This is a genomic window from Aeromicrobium panaciterrae, assembly GCF_039537165.1.
Classification (GTDB): domain Bacteria; phylum Actinomycetota; class Actinomycetes; order Propionibacteriales; family Nocardioidaceae; genus Aeromicrobium; species Aeromicrobium panaciterrae.
On record NZ_BAAAZZ010000002.1, the window covers coordinates 738078 to 755837 of the forward strand.

Annotated in this window: 17 protein-coding genes; 10 read left to right on the forward strand and 7 right to left on the reverse strand. The window is 67.7% G+C overall.

Features of this window, described 5'->3' with window-relative positions:
* The first annotated feature begins 4 nt into the window (after positions 1-4).
* Genes ABD683_RS04210 through ABD683_RS04220 form a run of 3 tightly spaced genes read left to right on the forward strand, consistent with a single transcriptional unit; the run spans position 5 to position 2600 of the window.
* On the forward strand, positions 5-892 hold the full coding sequence (locus ABD683_RS04210) for a type II secretion system F family protein (RefSeq protein WP_344767583.1): 888 nt from the start codon (positions 5-7) through the stop codon (positions 890-892).
* Between the two features lie 52 nt (positions 893-944).
* Positions 945-1586: a class I SAM-dependent methyltransferase gene (locus ABD683_RS04215; protein WP_344767585.1), complete on the forward strand. Its 642-nt coding sequence runs from the start codon at positions 945-947 to the stop codon at positions 1584-1586.
* An 18-nt stretch (positions 1587-1604) separates the two neighbouring features.
* Positions 1605-2600 carry a DNA topoisomerase IB gene (locus ABD683_RS04220; RefSeq protein WP_344767587.1) on the forward strand — a complete coding sequence of 332 codons (996 nt, stop codon included), beginning with the start codon at positions 1605-1607 and terminating at the stop codon, positions 2598-2600.
* Here the strand turns inward: ABD683_RS04220 and npdG are convergent.
* Positions 2597-3256, reverse strand: a complete 660-nt coding sequence (gene npdG, locus ABD683_RS04225; protein WP_344767589.1) for an NADPH-dependent F420 reductase — start codon at positions 3254-3256, stop codon at positions 2597-2599. The genes ABD683_RS04220 and npdG overlap by 4 nt on opposite strands.
* A 118-nt stretch (positions 3257-3374) precedes the next feature.
* Here npdG and ABD683_RS04230 point away from each other — a divergent pair, with 118 nt between their 5' ends.
* The 3 genes from ABD683_RS04230 (at position 3375) to ABD683_RS04240 (ending at position 8083) form a co-directional block, all read left to right on the forward strand.
* Entirely contained in the window at positions 3375-5900 is a 2526-nt protein-coding gene (locus ABD683_RS04230) for a bifunctional FO biosynthesis protein CofGH (RefSeq protein ID WP_344767591.1), read from the forward strand.
* Positions 5897-6565: a 2-phospho-L-lactate guanylyltransferase gene (cofC, locus tag ABD683_RS04235; RefSeq protein ID WP_344767593.1), complete on the forward strand. Its 669-nt coding sequence runs from the start codon at positions 5897-5899 to the stop codon at positions 6563-6565. The genes ABD683_RS04230 and cofC overlap by 4 nt, the downstream gene beginning before the upstream one ends.
* Before the next feature lie 237 nt (positions 6566-6802).
* Complete coding sequence (locus tag ABD683_RS04240) at positions 6803-8083, forward strand: DUF222 domain-containing protein (RefSeq protein WP_344767595.1); 1281 nt, start codon at positions 6803-6805, stop codon at positions 8081-8083.
* Between the two features lie 86 nt (positions 8084-8169).
* Here ABD683_RS04240 and cofE read toward each other — a convergent pair whose 3' ends face one another.
* The 4 genes from cofE to ABD683_RS04260 are packed head-to-tail and all read right to left on the reverse strand — an operon-like array spanning position 8170 to position 12633.
* Entirely contained in the window at positions 8170-9123 is a 954-nt protein-coding gene (gene cofE / locus ABD683_RS04245) for a coenzyme F420-0:L-glutamate ligase (protein WP_344767597.1), read from the reverse strand.
* The gene (cofD, locus tag ABD683_RS04250; RefSeq protein ID WP_344767599.1) at positions 9120-10067 is read right to left on the reverse strand and encodes a 2-phospho-L-lactate transferase; all 948 of its coding nucleotides are present in this window, start codon (positions 10065-10067) and stop codon (positions 9120-9122) included. Before cofD ends, cofE begins: the two co-directional genes overlap by 4 nt.
* A gap of 21 nt (positions 10068-10088) precedes the next feature.
* A complete protein-coding gene (locus ABD683_RS04255) occupies positions 10089-11426 on the reverse strand; it encodes a dihydrolipoyl dehydrogenase family protein (RefSeq protein ID WP_344767601.1) in 1338 nt (445 codons plus the stop codon).
* Positions 11427-11460: 34 nt separating this feature from the next.
* Positions 11461-12633, reverse strand: coding sequence for a S8 family serine peptidase (locus tag ABD683_RS04260; RefSeq protein ID WP_344767602.1), 1173 nt, complete (start codon positions 12631-12633; stop codon positions 11461-11463).
* 137 nt (positions 12634-12770) lie between these two features.
* On the opposite strand from ABD683_RS04260, the gene ABD683_RS04265 reads away from it, so the two are divergent.
* Positions 12771-13568, forward strand: a complete 798-nt coding sequence (locus tag ABD683_RS04265; RefSeq protein ID WP_344767604.1) for a DUF1707 SHOCT-like domain-containing protein — start codon at positions 12771-12773, stop codon at positions 13566-13568.
* A gap of 7 nt (positions 13569-13575) precedes the next feature.
* Here ABD683_RS04265 and ABD683_RS04270 read toward each other — a convergent pair whose 3' ends face one another.
* Positions 13576-14070 carry a PGPGW domain-containing protein gene (locus ABD683_RS04270; RefSeq protein WP_344767606.1) on the reverse strand — a complete coding sequence of 165 codons (495 nt, stop codon included), beginning with the start codon at positions 14068-14070 and terminating at the stop codon, positions 13576-13578.
* A gap of 68 nt (positions 14071-14138) precedes the next feature.
* On the opposite strand from ABD683_RS04270, the gene ABD683_RS04275 reads away from it, so the two are divergent.
* Both ABD683_RS04275 and ABD683_RS04280 read left to right on the forward strand, forming a co-directional pair.
* Positions 14139-15446, forward strand: coding sequence for a class I SAM-dependent methyltransferase (locus tag ABD683_RS04275; protein WP_344767608.1), 1308 nt, complete (start codon positions 14139-14141; stop codon positions 15444-15446).
* 7 nt (positions 15447-15453) lie between these two features.
* Complete coding sequence (locus tag ABD683_RS04280) at positions 15454-16257, forward strand: DUF1295 domain-containing protein (RefSeq protein WP_344767610.1); 804 nt, start codon at positions 15454-15456, stop codon at positions 16255-16257.
* 3 nt (positions 16258-16260) lie between these two features.
* Here ABD683_RS04280 and ABD683_RS04285 read toward each other — a convergent pair whose 3' ends face one another.
* Entirely contained in the window at positions 16261-16950 is a 690-nt protein-coding gene (locus tag ABD683_RS04285) for an iron-dependent transcriptional repressor DtxR (protein ID WP_344767612.1), read from the reverse strand.
* A gap of 80 nt (positions 16951-17030) precedes the next feature.
* Between ABD683_RS04285 and ABD683_RS04290 the strand changes: the two genes are divergently transcribed.
* Positions 17031-17738: a hotdog family protein gene (locus ABD683_RS04290; protein WP_344767614.1), complete on the forward strand. Its 708-nt coding sequence runs from the start codon at positions 17031-17033 to the stop codon at positions 17736-17738.
* Positions 17739-17760: the final 22 nt, after the last annotated feature.

Below are 17760 nucleotides of genomic sequence, written 5' to 3' on the forward strand. Positions count from 1 at the left end.
ACCGATGACGATTCTGCTGATAGGTGCCTCGGCCATCGGGCTGGCCATAGCCCTGGCGGTCTACCTCGTGACAGCGCGCGTACCGGCTTCCCCGGCGACATCGACCGCTCCCGCGCCCGCTCCGACCAAGAGCTCGCTGGGTCCGCAGGAGATCCCGCCGCTGTATGAGCGATTCGCCTCGATCGCGCGCCGACTCACGCCCGCCGACTACACACGGCGCCTGCAACGTCGCCTCGACATCGCCGGCAACCCGGCAGGTTGGCTTCCCGAGAGGGTCCTGGCCCTGAAGGGCATCGGACTGACGGCCGGCATTCTGCTGGGCTTCTACCTAGGGTTGCAATACGGACCTCTCAGCACGTTGTTCTTTCCTGTCGTCGGAGCGGCTGCGGGCTTCTACCTGCCCGACATCTGGATTCGCAACCTGGGCGAGCGGCGCCAGGTCGAGATGCGCTCTGATCTGCCCGACGCCATCGACATGCTGACCGTGTGCGTGGAGGCCGGGCTCGGGTTTGACGCCGCGCTCGGGCGAGTGGCACAGACCATGGACGGCCCCGCCGCAACGGAGTTCGCGCGCGTGATCCAGGAGATGCAGTTCGGCAGCTCCCGCGTCGACGCGCTGCGCGCGGCCGCCGACCGCACCGACATCCCGGAGCTGCGCACCTTCATCTCCTCGATCGTCCAGTCGACCGAGCTTGGCATCTCGATCGGTGACGTCCTTCGCGCGCAGTCCGGTCAGATGCGGGTGGTGAGACGGCAACGCGCCGAGGAACAGGCACAGCGGCTGCCGGTCAAGATCCTTCTCCCGCTGATCTTCTGCATCCTGCCGGCTCTGTTCGTCGTCGTCCTCGGGCCGGCAGTCTTGAACATCATGGACCTGTTCTCCGGGTTCTAGTGCCCTGTGGCTGGATCTGTCGGGTCAGCTCGGGCGCTACTGTCGAGGCACGATGTCAAGGACCTCGAGCAGCGATCCGGCAAACCGTGCGCGATGGCGTACGGCGTGGGACAAGCAGGCGTCAACGTACGACCGGCAGATGCGCTTCTTCGACCGCAAGCTGTTCAAGGACAGCCGTCACTGGGTGTGCAGCCAGGCCGGCGGAGACGTCCTCGAAGTTGCGATCGGCACGGGCCTCAACCTCGAGCACTACCCGGCCGACGTACGCCTCACCGGCATCGAGCTCAGCCCCGCGATGCTCGACCTGGCGCGCACGCGGGCGATCGACCTCCCCCGCGAGGTCGACCTGCGCGAGGGAGATGCGCACCGGCTCGACTTCGCCGACGCGTCGTTCGACACCGTGGTCGCGACGTTCTCGATGTGCGCGATCCCCGATGACCGTCAGGCCGTGGCGGAGATGCACCGCGTGCTGCGGCCGGGAGGGCTCCTGCTCCTCGCCGACCACGTGGCCAGCCCGAACGTCGTCGGGCGCGCCATCCAACGTCTGGCCGAAGCGGTGACGGTCCGCGTGGCCGGCGAGCACTTCCGCCGTCGACCACTGACCAACGTGCTCGAGCTCGGCATGGTGATCGAGCGGCGCGAGCGGTTCGGCATGGGGCTCGTCGAGCGGTTGGCTGCGCGCAAGACCAACTGACCGTAGCGTTGTCGCACCATGGTCCGCCTGCGTCGTACGTCCCCCGGCTCAGCTGGCTGGTCACGCATCAAGCACGGGCGCGGTTTCCGCTATCTGGACCAGGACGGCGTACCGCTCGACGAGATCGATGTCGAGCGCTGCAAGAGGCTGGGGATCCCGCCCGCGTGGACCGCGGTGTGGATCTGCCCGGTGGAGAACGGTCATCTGCAGGCTGTGGGCACCGACGCGGCGGGGCGCCGGCAGTACCTGTATCACCCCGAGTGGCGCATCAGGAGAGACCTCGAGAAGTTCGAAAAGATGGAGGGCTTCGCCGCCTCCCTGCTCAAGCATCGAGCCGAGTCGCGTCGCGACCTGCGCGAGGATGACATGACTCGTGAGCGGGTGGTCGCGACTGCGTTCAGCCTGCTCGACCTGGGCATGTTCCGGATCGGCTCGGACAGATATGCCGAGGAGAACGGCAGCTACGGACTCACCACGCTGGAGAAGCAGCACGTGCACCTCGACGGCTCGGCGGTGTCGTTCGCGTACGCGGCCAAGTCCGGCCAGGAGGTCGAGGTCACGGTGCGCGATGAGGTCGTCTGCGGCGTGCTACGCGAGCTGCGCCAGCGCCGCAGCGGCGGCACCCGGCTGCTGGCGTACAAGGACGGCGGCAGGTGGAAGGAGATCGGCGCCGACGACGTCAACAGCTACATCAAGGAGTTGCTCGGCGAGGACTACTCCGCCAAGGACTTCCGTACGTGGCGCGGCACCGCGATCGCCGCGCTGGCACTGGCTCGCGCGAAGGCGGACACACCCACCGCGCGCAAGCGTGCCGTCACCCGGGCCATGGAGACGGTGTCACAACACCTCGGCAACACCGCAGCGATCGCCCGTACGTCCTACGTCGACCCGCGCGTCGTTGACCTGTTCCACGACGGTGTGACGGTGAAGGCAGGCCACAGCAGGGCCGCGCCGGGAGCGACGATCAGCCGAACGCTCGAGCGTCAGGTGCTGAGGATGCTGAAGCGCGCCTAGACACCCGTGATCGAGATGCTGGCGTGTGTCTTGTAGCGACGGTTGATCGCGATCAGGTTGGCGGTCAGCGCCTCGACCTGGAACGCGTTGCGCAGGCGTCCGCCGAACACACCTCGTGCACCGGCGATCCGCGCGGTCAGGGCGATGATCGTGTCGACCGCTTCACGATCCTCACCGAGCACCAGCACATCGGAGCCGACCGACTCGATCGACTCGTCGAGCAGGATGACCGCCGAGACATTGTGGAACGCGCCGACCACGGTGCTCTCGGTCAGGATCGCGGCGGCCTCTTCGCAGGCGCTGCGGTCGGGCACCCGAATCGGGAACGGGCCCTGCTTGTCGAAGCCGAGCGGGTTGACGCAGTCGACGACGATCTTGCCCCGAAGCTGCGGCTCCAGCTCGGCGAGCAGCTCGCGGTGACCTTCGTACGGCACGGCAACGATCACGATCGTGGCCTGTTCGGCGCAGGAGGCGTTGTCCGTGCCGGTCACCGCTGGGTGCAGTGCCGCCGCAGCTTCGCCGGCACGGCCCGCATCGCGGGAGCCGAGCACCACGGACATCCCACCCTGGGCCAGTCTCAGGGCAAGGCCGCGGCCTTGTGCGCCGGTGCCGCCGAGCACGCCGATGACCTGGTCGTCGAGGCCGTCTGTAGTCATGTCACCTCAGAATGGAAGGGGAAACGAGAGTGAAGCACGGTCACGGTAGCGGAGCACGGCAGTGTGACGCACAGCACGTCGATGAACGGCGCAAGGACCCATCAGGCAAAATCATCGTGTGCCCAATGACGGTGTGCCCAACGAGCGGGAGATCGCCCGAGCAGTTCGACGCGCCACGGCCGGCAAGTCGATCGACGCGAGAGAGGCCGCCGGCCTGCTGAGCGCGCGCGGCGACATGTTGCGCGAGCTGATGACCGCAGCCGTACGCGTACGGGATGCCGGCCTCGAGGCAGCCGGTCGGCCCGGTGTCGTGACGTACAGCAAGAAGGTCTTCATCCCGCTGACCCGGCTGTGCCGCGACCGGTGCCACTACTGCACTTTTGCGACGACACCCAACCGGCTGCCGGCACCGTTCCTGTCGCCCGACGAGGTGCTCGACATCGCCCGCAAGGGCGCCGCGATGGGCTGCAAGGAAGCGCTCTTCACCCTCGGCGACCGTCCCGAGGACCGCTGGGACGACGCGAAAGAGTGGCTCGAGGCTGCTGGCTACGACAGCACGCTCGAGTACGTCCGGGCGATGGCGATTCGGGTGCTGGAGGAGACCGGGCTGCTGCCGCACCTCAACCCGGGCGTGATGAGCTGGAAGGAGATGTCACGGCTCAAGCCCGTCGCTCCTTCCATGGGCATGATGCTCGAGACCACGAGCCGCCGGCTGTTCGAGGAGAAGGGCCAGGCGCACTACGCCAGCCCCGACAAGGATCCCGCCGTACGCCTGCGCGTGCTCGAGGACGCCGGTCGCCTCAACATCCCGTTCACGACGGGGCTGTTGATCGGCATCGGCGAGACGCTGGAGGACCGCGTCGAGAGCATCTTCGAGCTGCGCCGCATCGCCCGTACGTACGGCTCTATCCAGGAAGTCATCATCCAGAACTTCGTGTCCAAGGACGACACGGCGATGCGCAAGACCCCCGACCTGCAGGTCGACGAATACCTCGCAGCGATTGCCACGACCCGCATCCTGATGGGTCCGTCGATGCGGGTGCAGGCGCCGCCCAACCTCGTCGACCTCGACGACTGTCGCTCCCTGCTGGACGCCGGCGTCGACGACTTCGGCGGCATCAGCCCGCTGACCCCCGACCACGTCAACCCCGAACGCCCGTGGCCTGAGCTCACGGCCCTGGCCGAGCTGTGCGCGTCTCACGGGTTCACGCTGACCGAGCGCCTCACGGCCCACCCGCCGTACCTGTCCGAGCCATGGCTCGACCCCCGCCTGCTGCCGCACGTCGATGCGCTGGTCGGGCCCGATGGCCTGGCGCGTCCGGGCGCGCGTGCCGAGGGGCTGCCGTGGCAGGAGCCGGACGGCGGCTGGTCGCCGGCGGGCTGGTTGTCGCAGGGTCGTACCGAACTGCACAGCGAGATCGACACGGTGGGCCGTACGACCGACCGGCGCTCCGACTTCGAGGACGTCTACGGCGACTGGTCGGTGCTCCGCGACGGTCAGGTGCTGCGTGAGTCTGCTGGTGTCGTGGGCGTCGGCGACGGCGGTTTCAGCGCCGCGATGAAGGCGGCTGAGCGCGATCCGGCCGGCCTGTCGGACGCCGATGCGCTGGTGCTGATGACGGCCGAAGGCTCGAACCTCGACGCCCTGGCGGCCTACGCCGACGAGCTCCGCAAGCAGGCGGTGGGCGACGAGATCACCTACATCGTCAACCGCAACATCAACTTCACCAATGTCTGCTACACCGGCTGCCGGTTCTGCGCCTTCGCCCAACGACGAACCGACGCCGACGCCTACACGCTCTCGCTCGACGAGATCGGCAAGCGCGCGACCGAGGCCGTCGAGCTCGGCGCGACCGAGGTCTGCATGCAGGGCGGCATCCATCCCGACCTGCCCGGCACGGCGTACTTCGACATCGCCGCCGAGGTGAAGCGTGTCGAGCCGAGCCTCCACGTCCACGCGTTCAGCCCGATGGAGATCATGAACGGCGTCACCCGTACGGGCCTGTCGGTCCGCGACTTCCTGATCAAGGCCAAGGAGTCGGGAGTCGACTCGCTCCCCGGCACCGCCGCCGAGATCCTCGACGACGACGTCCGCTGGATCCTCACCAAGGGCAAGCTGCCGACGTCGGAGTGGATCGACGTCATCCGTACCGCTCACGACGTGGGCCTGCCCACGACGTCGACGATGATGTACGGCCACGTCGACCACCCCGGCCACTGGGTCGCCCACCTGCGCACTTTGGCCAACCTGCAGCGCGAGACCGGCGGGTTCACCGAGTTCGTGCCGCTGCCCTTCGTGCACCAGTCGTCGCCGATCTACCTCGCCGGCGTCGCCCGCCCCGGACCGTCCGTGCGCGACAACCGCGCCGTCCACGCGATGTCGCGCATCATGCTGCACGGGCTGATCGACAACATCCAGTGCTCATGGGTCAAGCTCGGCCCCGAGACGTGCACCGACGTCCTCAACGGCGGCGTCAACGACCTCGGCGGCACGTTGATGGAGGAGACCATCAGCCGCATGGCCGGCAGCACCAACGGATCGCGCAAGTCGATCGAGGAGCTCGAGCAGATGGCGGCCCTCGCCGGTCGTCCCGCCGTGCAACGCACCACGTTGTATGGGCGCGTGTCAGCGGTGCCGGCATGAGCGAGCGCCAGCGAGCTCACGACGGGGTCGCCTGGACGGTGATCATGCCGATCAAGCCGTGGGACGGCGCCAAGTCGCGCCTTCACGTCGATGCCTCTGCCCGTCGCTCCCTCGCGAGAGCCTTCGCACAGGACGCACTCGACGCGGTGCTGGCTTGCGCTGACGTCGCCGACGTCGTTGTCGTGACTCGCAGTGCCGAGGTCGCCGACCTCGTACGCCGAGCAGGCGCACACGTCGTCGACGAGCCCGCTCACTCCGGACCGGACCCGCTCGGCGCCGCCGTCCGTCAGGGCACGGATTGGGCGATCGCGCATCGTCCGGACAACCCTCTCGCGGTCGTCCCGTCGGACCTGCCAGTGCTCACCGCTGATGAGCTGGGCACCGTGCTCCGAGATGCTGCGACGCACGAGCTCTCGTTCGTGCCGGATGCCAACGGCGACGGCACCACGATCCTGATGAGCCGTCGACCTGATCTCCTTCGAGCCGGCTACGGCGTTGGCTCGGCCGAACGCCACCGCTCGTACGGCGGCGTCGAGATGCAGGCACCGGCTGGTCTGCGCCGCGATGTCGACGAGTTCGACGAGCTGCTCGAAGCGCAAGCGATCGGCCTCGGTCCCAACAGCGCAGCCACCTTCACCCAGCTCAGCACCCGCGCCACCGCCTAAGCGTTCGGCTTGCACGTCTGGTCCTTTGCTGGGCACAGAAGACCGCACGTGATTCGAGTCGCTGGAAGACCTTGAGCGGCCTACCCTTCGTGGTTCCACAGCTCCGATGCGACCTGCGAGTTATCCACAGGTTTTCGCTCCAATTTCAGGAAAATAGTCGAAACATCCTCTTGTGTCGGGTGGTCGTTTCTGGGTAGAATCGAACATACGTTCCAAGGATTGACCGGGGGGTCGAAGATGCTGATCGAGCAGCTTGAGTCGTTGACCGACGACCTCGCCGCGTTCGATGCCTGGCGGCTTCCCAGCAATGAGCTGCGTGAGGCCGCGATGGCCTTTCAGAAGGCCCGGACCACCATGGACGCGGCCCTGGCCCGTATCGCTGGTGCCGCCGACGACATGGGGCTGGCCAAGGATGACGGTGCGACCTCGACCACCGCATGGTTGGCCAACCTCACCGGCATCCACAAAGGTGAAGCAGCCAAGCTCGTCGGCCTTGCCCGTGTCACCACCGACGTGACCGGTAAGGCGTGGATGCGTGGCGACGTCACCACCGATCAGGCGTCGGTGATCATGAAAGCCATCCACGGCTTGCCCGACTGGGTCGGCGACACCGAACGTGCCGACGCCGAGAAGCACCTGATTGCTTTGGCTGCTGACCACAATCTCGACGACCTCAAACGGCTCGCCAACCATGTCATGGAGGTCATCGACCCCGACGGTGCTGACGAGGTCCTGGGCAAGAAGCTCCAAGATGAAGAAGCCCGCGCCTGGGATGCCACCCGGTTGACGATGCGTCGTTGTGGTGATGGCACCACGGACGGCAAGTTCAAGCTTCCCGACGCTGACTACGACGTGTTGCGGGCGGCGATCGAGGGGATCATCGCCCCACGCCGCTCTTCGTTGAATGAGGTGCGCCATGGTGTCGACGACTTCAACGCGTTGCCCCGTGCCCAGCGGATGGGTCTCGCGTTCGTCGAGCTGCTCAACCACCTGCCCACCGAGTCCCTGCCCAAAGCTGGTGGTCTCGCCGCCACCGTTGCTGTGACGGTCGACATCGACGACCTCCGCACCGGCCAAGGTGTTGCGACCAACACCTCCAACACCACCATCTCCGCAACCAAGGCGCAGCGACTGGCCTGCAACGCCCACCTCGTGGCCCTCTACCTCGACTCAGAATCGAGGGTGCTGGATCACGGCATGACCAAGCGGCTCTTCGACCGTCACCAACGCCTCGCGCTCGCCGTCCGCGACGGCGGCTGTGTCTGGGCCGGTTGCGACCGACCTCCGGCCTGGTGCGAAGCCCACCATCTCGACTACTGGTCCGAAGGTGGACCCACCGACCTCGACAAGGGCGCATTGTTCTGCCACTTCCACCACTTCAAGCTCCACGAAGGCGAATGGTCAGCGCGAATGGCCGACGACGGAGTTGTTGAAGTCATCCCACCCCAACGCGTCGACCCCAACCAAACCCCCAGACGCCACGCCAGATTCACCACACAACAACCAAGAGCCGCCTAAAAGTCGGCGGAGCAGGTGAACACAAGCCAGCTTGCCACCAAGGGCGGCCCTACGCAGCCGCGTCGCAGTCGGTCCTAGAACAGGACTTACTCGACGATTGCAATCGTCGTTTCCTGGCCCAAGGCTCTGGACAGGATGCGCAGGCGCTCGGCGAGCACTCCGCTCGCGACATGAGCCTCCGGCGACCCTGACTTTGCGCTGACTTCGATGGCGCCATTCACCAGCTCGACATCCGCCAGTGCGAGGTCGACACCCTCACGCGCGAGGGCAATCAGGTCGTGGTCATCGTCCGGCGCCGGGAAGCCGCGGGTGTCGCCGTTGCCGGCCGCGACCAGCACGGCGTCACGGGCGCCGAGGCCGAACATGTCACCGTCCTCGTCGCGGATCAACGCCGACGCACCCGGAGCATCAATGGCGAACCACTCGGAGGGCAGGCCGCGGACGACGACGACCGGGACTCCACCGAGCTTGCCGGCGACCAGGTCGGCGGCACCCGCGATCTCGTCGGCGACGGCCGGCGCCGTCACGGCGAGGACGTTGCCGTACGAGTCCTCGACGCCCTCGAACGACAAGACGGGCCGGATGCCGGCGGCACCGATGGCGATGTCGGTCTGGCCGATGCGCCAGGCCCGGCCGGCCGTGTCGGTGATGATCACACCAAGGCGTACGCCGGTCAGCTCCTGCAGGTGAGCAAGCAGGTCTCTGGCTGACTGATCGGGATCAGGCGGGAGCGGGATGACACTCCCCGCCTCGAGGTTCGACGCGTCGATCCCGGCGGCCGCCAACGTGAGTCCGGCATGCGTACGGACGATCCGGGTCTGTCCACGCCGGGCAACCACACGATCGGTCTCGGCCTCGATCAGCGAATCACGGTCGGCGGTGGTCGCAAGCCCCGCAGCCTTGCTGACGACCTTGCTCGTCACGACGACGACATCGCCGTCGGCGAGTGGCTCGTCGAGATGCTCGACGATGATCGCGGCCAAGTCGTCGCCGGGCACGATCTCCCCGATGCCGTCAACGGGCCAGACGCTGAGCGTCACGCGAAGGCCAGGGTGTCGCGGGCCAGCTGGGCGGTGGTCTCGTCGTCGTTCATGTAGAGCGGTACGGCCTTGGCCCGGATGCCGGCAGCCTCGATCGACGCCACCGCTGCGGCGTCCGAGGTGTCGACGAGCCACGCGTCGAGCACTCCCCGGGCTCCCCGGGCGCCGAGGTGGCGCGCCACGGCGCCGGCGCTGATCTCGATGCCGAGCCCTTCCAGCAGCTGGTCGGCCATGCCCCGCACGGCCGCGGTGCCGATGATCGGCGAGACACCGACGACCGGCGCTGCCGTCGTACGAACGGCGTCGGCGATCTCCTCGACCGACAGGATCGCGCCGACCGAGACGATCGGGTTGGACGGCGGCAGGATCACCACGTCCGCATCGCGGATCGCCTCGACGACGCCCGGACCGGCCGTGGCGGTCGCGGCGCCCCGAAACTCCAGCGAGCGGACAGGCACCTTGGCGCCGAGCCGGATCCAGTACTCCTGGAAGTGGATCATCTCGTCTGCATCGTCGATGCCGATGTGCGTCTCGACCTCGTCCTCGGTCATCGGGAGCAGCCGTACGCCGGGCTGCCAGCGCTCACACAACCGAGCCGTGATCTCTGCGAGCCCGACTCCCTCGTGCAGCAGCTTGGTCCGGATCAGGTGCGTCGCCAGATCTCGGTCGCCGAGGCCGAACCAGGTCTCCTCGCCGTATGCTCCGAGCTCGTCCTTGGCGTTCCACGTCTCGTCGGTACGTCCCCAGCGACGTTCAGGATCGATGCCGTTGCCGAGCGTGTACATGACGGTGTCGAGGTCGGGGCACACACGCATGCCGAACAGCCAGATGTCGTCGGCGGTGTTGCCCACGACCGTGATCTCGTCGTCGGGAGCCTTCGCCGCGAGCAGGCCCTGGAGGAACCTGGCACCGCCGACCCCACCTGACAGCACGGTGATTCGCATGGGCTCATTGTGCCCGTGGGCTCACAACGCCGATTCGATGGCCCGGTAGAACGTCGGGTAGGCGTAGATCGTGTTCCTGAGCGTCGACACCGGGATCTCGGCCCGCACCGCGAACGCCAGCGCCGACAGCGTCTCGCCGCCGGTCGGTCCAGCGCTGGTGGCGCCGACGATCACGCCGCGATCGTCGTCGATGACGAGCTTGATCAAACCTTCGTTGCCCACCGAGTGGATCCAGCCGCGACTGCTGGACGGGATCTCGGAGGTGCCCACGCGAACGTTGATGCCGTTGTCTCGAGCCTGCTTCTCGGTCAGGCCGACACCGCCGACCTCGGGATCGGTGAACGTGACGCGCGGGAAGCTGGTGTCGTACGGTCCAGGGTCCTCCCCGAGGATCGCCTTGGACACCCGCTCGGCGTGATACATCGACACGTGGGTGAATGCGCCACGGCCGACGATGTCACCGATCGCCCAGAGACCATCAGCGACCTGCATCGAGTCGTCGACGGTGAGGAACCGATCGACGGCGACGCCGACCGTCTCCAGGCCGATGTCATCGAGCCGAGACTTCCGGCCCGCCGCGACGAGGAGCTGATCCGACTCGTACGTGGCGTCGCCGCACGTGACGGTGAAGCGCGAGCCATCGTGGTCCACCCGGTCGATCGTGATTCCGGCGTGCACCGAGATGCCCTCGGCCTCGAACACCTTCGCCAGGATCTCCGACGACTCCGGCTCCTCAGGGGCGAGGATCCGGGGCGCAACCTCGAGCACCGTGACCTGAGAGTCGAATCGCGAGAACGCCTGGGCAAGCTCGAGGCCGATCGCGCCGCCGCCGATCACGATCAGCGATGCCGGGATCGATTCGGTGGCCAGCGCCTCGCGGTTGGTCCAGTAGGGCGTGTCGGCGAGTCCGGCGATCGGGGGCACGGCGGCGGTGGTGCCGGTGTTGAGCACGACGCCCTTGGAGGCGACGTACGTCTCCCGGTCGACCTCGACCGTACGATCGCCGACCAGGCGACCGTGACCGCGTACGAGGGTGGCTCCGGCGTCCGTCACGCGCTTCGCGGCGACGGTGTCGTCCCAGTTGTCGGTGGCCTCGTCGCGAATGCGCCTCGCCACAGGCGCGAAGTCAGGGATGACGGAGACACCGCCCGCGAGCTTCTCGACCCGGCGGGCCTCGGCGAGAGCGTTGGCGGCACGAATGAACATCTTCGACGGGATGCAGCCCCAGTAGGGACACTCACCGCCGACCAGCTCCGCCTCGACCGCCACGACCTTGAGACCGCCCTGGGCGAGCCGTGCCACCACCGCCTCTCCGCCCGGTCCGAGTCCCACGACGACGACATCGCATGCAACAGTCATGACGCCATACTCCGCCATGAGCGCCGGTGGTGCACTACCTACCGGCGAGCAGTCGGCTGGGATTGATCAGACCGTAGCCATAGCTGTTGTCGCGGCCGATCCGGCCGAGATCGGTTGCTCCCCTCTGCAGGCGGGACACGATCGACGCCTGGCTGAAGCGCTTGCTGAGCCGGGCGATCTCGAGCGCTGCGGTTGCCGCGACGTACGGCGTGGCCATTGAGGTTCCTGACAGCGTGCAGTACATCGTGCCGCGCGGGCAGCCGAGCCCCGGGCTCGGCGAGGCGATCGTCGTCGAGACGATGCCGCTGCCGGGAGCAACGACGTCCACCCAGCTGCCGCAGCTCGAGTAGCTGGCGATCTTGCGGTTGGACGAGATGGCGCCGACACCCAGCACCCCGGGGTAGGCCGCGGGGTAGGAGATGCGCGAGCCCAACAAGCCGCACCCGGCATTGCCCGCCGCCGCGACGACCACGATGTTGCGGGACTGCGCGTAGGCAACCGCGGCCCTGATCGCATTGTCGCTGCGATTGGTGCTCAGCGAGAGGTTGATGACATTGGCGCCGTGCTGCGCGGCCCAGACGATGCCCTGGGCGACGCCGGCGCTGTTTCCGGAACCGCTGCTGTTGAGCACCCGCACGGGCAGGATCAGCGCCTGGGGTGCCAGCCCGGCGGTGCCGACCCTGTTGTTGGCGTTGGCGGCGATGATGCCGGCAACGTGGCTGCCGTGGCCGTTCTCGTCGGCCGGACTGGTGCCGGGAGCGATGAAGTCACGGCCCGGCAGGACACGGCCCCTGAGGTCAGGGTGGGTCAGTGCGACGCCGGTGTCGACCACGGCGACAACGACCCCCTTGCCGGTCGACGTCTTCCAGAGCGTCTCGGCGCCGAAGGTCGTCAGGGCCCACTGCGACGAGCGGTAGGGGTCGTTACTGGCGGCGATCCGCACGGGTTGCGCCATGTCGACGCCGATCGTCGACGGCTTCCTGAGTGCCGCCACGACGAGGTTCAGGGCGCCCGCGACGGAGTCGGCCTCGATCGCGCTGATGCTGGGGGCGCCGCTCGTACGCGAGGTGACCACGACCTTGAGCGGTTCACCGCTTGTCGCCGTCGCCACAATGGCCCGCGCCTGGGCCAGCAGGTCGCTGACGGGATCGGCCTGGGCGTTCGTGCCGGTGGCAGCCACCAGGGTCGAGATCAGGACGCCGGTCACTGCGGCGCGTCGGAACGCGCGAGGGAGGTGCACACTCCATCAACGACGTGCCGCGGGGCAGGGTTACGCCATCGGGCGATCACCGAGTCTTGCCAGGTGTCCACCGAGTTCACACGTTTGGCGATATCGTGCCTGCCATGGCGGGAACCCGGGCGAGTGACGCCGACCGCGAGCTGTGCCTCAACGACATCGAGTCTGCCTTCGCCGACGGCCGCATCGACGACGCCGAGCGGGAGGCCCGTACGCAGTCCGCCCTCCAGGCCAAGACGCTCGACGAGCTCGCCCGGCTGACGGCCGATCTGAGACCTCCGGGCGCGCAGCGGCCCACGACGTTCACGCCCACGGTCCCCAAGGGGCTGATGCCCAAGATCCTCGTCGCGGCGATCATCCCGGCCGTCGCCGCGATCATCATCGTGATCGCCGCGTCGAACGGCAATGACTCGACGCCGCCGTCGACCGACACGAGCCAGCCCAATCTCGGCAGCCAGCCCAAGGGCACCCTGAAGCTGCACACCGCCGCGGGCTTCGAGAAGTTCGTCGCCGCCACCAGGTCGGCGTTCGGCACCACGACGGTCGAGTCAGCCGCGATCTACCCCGACTACGCGAGCGTCAACGTCGTGGTCAAGGACAACCCCCGGCGTACCGAGAGATGGTCGTTCCGTGAGGGCTACGACGGCGATCCGAGCAAGTCGACCCGCGCCGCAGACGACATCGTCGTCGACATGGCGGCGGTCAACGTTCCCGCACTGATGGAAGCGGTCAGGCGGGCGCCGACCGAGCTCAACGTCAAGGAGGTGAAGTCGATCTACATCATCCTGGACGAGCGCGACGAGCTCCCGGCGATGTCGGTCTATGTCTCCAACGAGTACAACGAGTCGGGCTACTACGTCTTCACGCTCGACGGCAAGGAGACCAACCGCTACCCGTTCGCGTAGCGCGTGTTCAGACGCTCGAGCCCTCACGTGGCACTTCTGGCTCACCGGCCACGTGGGGTTCGCGCCAGCGGATGACGCTGTAGGCCAGCAACCCCCACGCCGCGAGCGCCGAGGCCCAGAGGCCGATCGCAGTGGCCCAGCCGTGCGCCGGCAGCTGCGGACCGAATCCGATGCTCAGGATGGAGAACTCGGGGATCTCGGGACTCCGCCACCAGATGAACCCGAGCACGACGAGCCACACACCGCCCAAGAAGCTGAACGCGATGCGCGGCCAGGTCGCGACACCGAATTTCGCCGCCTCGACAGCCCGGCGCTCCAGCGGGCCGAGCAGACGCTGCGCCCAGACATAGCGTCGCGCGAGCAGCGAGATGCCAAACACCAGGACCAGCGTGCCGGGTCCGGGAGCCGGCATGAGGAAGATGCCCAGGGGCACCAGGATCCAGCCGACGATCTCCACCCCGGTGCGTTGGAACCAGCCCTTCAGCCCGGCGGCAACGCTCATGTCACAAGCATGCCAGTCGTGGACAATTTGAGATGGCGCAACCCCGAACCCCACGAAACACTTGTCGGGTGAACAAGGCAGCCGCACTCCTCAACCTCGCCGAAGAGACCCTTGGTCTCTCGCTCCCGATCCGCCTTCGCGCCTGGGACGGCAGCGAGGCCGGTGTGCCCGGCGGACCGGTCGTCGTCATCCGCGACAAGCGCGCCCTGCGGCACGTGATGTGGAAACCCGGTGAGCTCGGGGTCGCCCGCGCGTACGTCCAGGGCCACCTCGACATCGAGGGAGACCTCAGCGAGGGACTCCGTGCGATGTGGGCTGCCGTACGGGACGCCCGAGCCGTCGACGGCAACGCCGGACGACCCAGAATCGGACCGAAGCAGGTCGCCAAGGCGGCAGCCCTCGCCGTACGCCTCGGAGCCGTCGGACGCCGCCCGCCGATCCCGCACGCCGAGTCCAACCTGACCGGCGAGCTGCACAGCAAGGAGCGCGACCGGGCCGCGATCTCGCACCACTACGACCTGTCGAACGACTTCTACGAGCTGATCCTCGACCCCCACATGGCCTACTCCAGCGGCTTCCACGTCACGCCGACAATGCCGCTCGAGGAGGCGCAGACCGCCAAGCTCCACCTGATCTGCAGGAAGCTCGGGCTCGAGCCCGGCATGCGTATGGTCGACATCGGCTCGGGCTGGGGCTCGCTCACGCTCTTCGCCGCCGAGCACTACGGCGTCCACGTCACCGGCGTGACCCTGTCGTCGGAGCAGCGCGACTACGTCATGAAGAAGGCCGCCGAGCGTGGACTCGAGGACCGCGTGGAGGTCAGCCTGCGACACTTCCGCGACCTGCGGGAGTCGGGCGTCGACGACAACGGCATCGACGCCATCGCGTCGATCGAGATGGGCGAGCATGTCGGCGACAAGGAGTACGTCGTGTTCACCGAGTCCATCCACCGCTACCTCCGGCCCGGTGGCCGCGTGCTGATCCAGCAGATGTCGCGCAGCAACGATGCCGTCGGCGACCGTCCGGGCGGAGGTCCGTTCATCGAGACGTACATCGCCCCCGACATGCACATGAAGCCGCTGGCCAAGACGATCGGCCTGATCGCCGGAGCCGGCCTCGAGATCCGGGACGTCCAGGCGATGCGTGAGCACTACCCGCAGACCGTCGCGGGCTGGGCTGAGAACCTCGAGAGCAACTGGTCGACCGCCGTCGCCCTGATCGGTGAGGAGAACGCGCGCGTCTGGCGCCTCTACCTCGTCGGAGGTGCGCTGGCGTTCGAGGAGAACCGTATGGGCGTCGACCAGATCCTGGCGGTGAAGCCCAGCATCAACGGTGTCGCCGGCATGCCGACCTCCCCACTGTCCTGGCTGGCATAGTCGGCGCATGGCCCCCAATGACCTCTCGCAGTCCCTGACGAGTCTCGCCGCTGGCCTGGGGGTCGTCGTCGCGTTCATGGGCGTCGGTCTGGCGATCGCGCAGCACAAGAAGAAGCTGACAGTCGTCGACACGATGTGGGGCATCGGCTTCGTCCTGGTGGCTGCCGAGACCGCCTTGATCGCCTCGGGTGGGGAGGGCGACCCGAAGCTTCGCTGGATCCTGCTCGGAATGACGGCCCTGTGGGGATTGCGCCTCTCGTGGCACCTGCACCGTCGCAACGCCAAGCTGCCCGAGGATCCGCGGTACGCCGAGCTGGCTGCGGCCGAAGGTAGACCGTTCGCCCAGGTCGCACTCTTGCGGGTGTTCGTCCCGCAGGGCGTCGCGATGTGGCTCGTCGCGACGCCGATCATGGTCGGTGCCAACAACGAGGACGTCGTCTGGTGGCTCGTCTTCGTCGGGCTCGCGGTGTGGGCACTGGGCAACGTGTTCGAGGGCGTCGGCGATGCCCAGCTCACGAAGTTCAAGGCCGACCCGGCCAACGAGGGCACGCTCATGGACCGTGGCCTGTGGCGCTACACGCGCCACCCCAACTACTTCGGCGACGCCTGCGTCTGGGCCGGCATCTGGCTCATCGCCGCCAGCTCGTGGGCAGGCCTCGCAACCGTCATCTCACCCATAGCGATGACGATCTTCCTGACCAAGGTCACCGGTGCGGCCCTCAACGAGAAGGGCATGAGGAAGAGCAAGCCCGGCTACGACGAGTACGTACGCCGCACCAGCGGCTTCATCCCGTGGAAGCCGAAGAAGTAGCAATCAGCTGGAGACGAAGATGTGCGTGGCCGACTCGTCGTCGATCTCGGCCGTCTCACCCTGCCGCGCGACGATCACGCCGTCATGGCCCTGCGACACGAGCACGTCGTTGCCGGGAAGCGCGCCGACCCGGCGCAGCACCGACATGACCTCGGTGTCCTTCTGCAGCTCCTCGACGATGCGCCGGATGACGACGCGTACGGGCTCGGACGCTCCGTTGGCGATCTTGGTCATCGGCACCACGCCGTCGAGGAAGTCGGTGTCCTCGTGCGACTCACCGAGCTCGGAGAGTCCCGGGATCGGGTTGCCGTAGGGCGACTCCTGCGGGTGGTCGAGCAGCTCGACGAGGCGACGCTCGACCTGCTCGGACATCACGTGCTCCCAGCGGCAGGCTTCCTCGTGCACGAACTCGATGTCGAGTCCGATGATGTCGATCAGCAGGCGCTCGGCGAGGCGGTGCTTGCGCATCACCCGCGTGGCCAGCTGGCGCCCCTTGGGTGACAGCTCGAGGTGGCGATCACCCTCGACCGTCAGCAATCCGTCGCGTTCCATGCGGGCGACCGTCTGACTGACCGTCGGGCCACTCTGGTGGAGGCGTTCGGCGATGCGCGCACGCAGCGGGACGATGCCCTCCTCCTCCAGCTCGTAGACCGTGCGGAGGTACATCTCGGTGGTGTCGATGAGGTCGCTCACACCCGCCATTCTTCCACGCCGTGCGTGAGGCGCGCGCAGCCACGAGGATCGTCGAGCTACGACGTCATACGCTGACCGTCATGGTGACGATCTCGACACAGTTCAACGGACCCGACCGCACCGGCAATGGCGGCTACGTCGCGGGCCTGCTCGCCGCCGAGCACGGCACGGACGGGCCGGTCACCTCGATGCTGCGCATCCCGCCGCCGCTCGGCGTGCCGCTGGTGTGGGAGAGCCATGACGAGGAGACGCATCTGCTGACGACGGGTGGGGCCGTCGTCGGAGGTGCGAGGGACGGCGAGTTCCTGCGCGATGCCCCGGCGTGCCCGACACCCGAGCAGGCTGCCGCCGGGCGCGCCGCATACCCGGGGTTCCACCACCATCCGTTCGCCCGGTGCTTCACGTGCGGCACCGACCGCGAGGAGGGCGACGGGCTGCGGCTCTTCACCGGACCGTACGGCGAGGGCGTCACCGCCTCTCCGTGGGCGCCGCACCAGGCGTTCGCCCGTGAGGACGGGGCGATCGACACCCCGACCATGTGGGCGGCGCTCGACTGCCCCGGTGGCTGGGCCGCCGACTTCACCACCAACACAATCGTGCTCGGCAAGATGACTGCACGCGTCCACCGTCGCCCCCGGGTCGGCGAGGCCTGTATCTCGGTCGGGCGCCTCGACGAGCACACCGGGCGCAAGTTCCTCACCGACACGGCGCTCTACACCGCCGACGGCGAGCTGCTGGGACACGCCGAGCAGGTCTGGGTCGCGATCGACCTCGCTGCGTTCTCGTGACCCCGTGACGTAGATTCTTGAG

Bases quoted from the DNA above. Each gene is read 5' to 3' on its own strand.
- ABD683_RS04215 (WP_344767585.1), top strand. From the start codon at position 945: ATGTCAAGGACCTCGAGCAGCGATCCGGCAAACCGTGCGCGATGGCGT.
- ABD683_RS04270 (WP_344767606.1), bottom strand. From the start codon at position 14,070: ATGAGCGTTGCCGCCGGGCTGAAGGGCTGGTTCCAACGCACCGGGGTG.
- npdG (WP_344767589.1), bottom strand. From the start codon at position 3,256: ATGACTACAGACGGCCTCGACGACCAGGTCATCGGCGTGCTCGGCGGC.
- ABD683_RS04290 (WP_344767614.1), top strand. From the start codon at position 17,031: ATGGTGACGATCTCGACACAGTTCAACGGACCCGACCGCACCGGCAAT.
- cofD (WP_344767599.1), bottom strand. From the start codon at position 10,067: ATGCGAATCACCGTGCTGTCAGGTGGGGTCGGCGGTGCCAGGTTCCTC.
- ABD683_RS04280 (WP_344767610.1), top strand. From the start codon at position 15,454: ATGGCCCCCAATGACCTCTCGCAGTCCCTGACGAGTCTCGCCGCTGGC.
- ABD683_RS04240 (WP_344767595.1), top strand. From the start codon at position 6,803: ATGCTGATCGAGCAGCTTGAGTCGTTGACCGACGACCTCGCCGCGTTC.
- cofC (WP_344767593.1), top strand. From the start codon at position 5,897: ATGAGCGAGCGCCAGCGAGCTCACGACGGGGTCGCCTGGACGGTGATC.
- ABD683_RS04265 (WP_344767604.1), top strand. From the start codon at position 12,771: ATGGCGGGAACCCGGGCGAGTGACGCCGACCGCGAGCTGTGCCTCAAC.
- ABD683_RS04210 (WP_344767583.1), top strand. From the start codon at position 5: ATGACGATTCTGCTGATAGGTGCCTCGGCCATCGGGCTGGCCATAGCC.
- ABD683_RS04220 (WP_344767587.1), top strand. From the start codon at position 1,605: ATGGTCCGCCTGCGTCGTACGTCCCCCGGCTCAGCTGGCTGGTCACGC.
- ABD683_RS04255 (WP_344767601.1), bottom strand. From the start codon at position 11,426: ATGACTGTTGCATGCGATGTCGTCGTCGTGGGACTCGGACCGGGCGGA.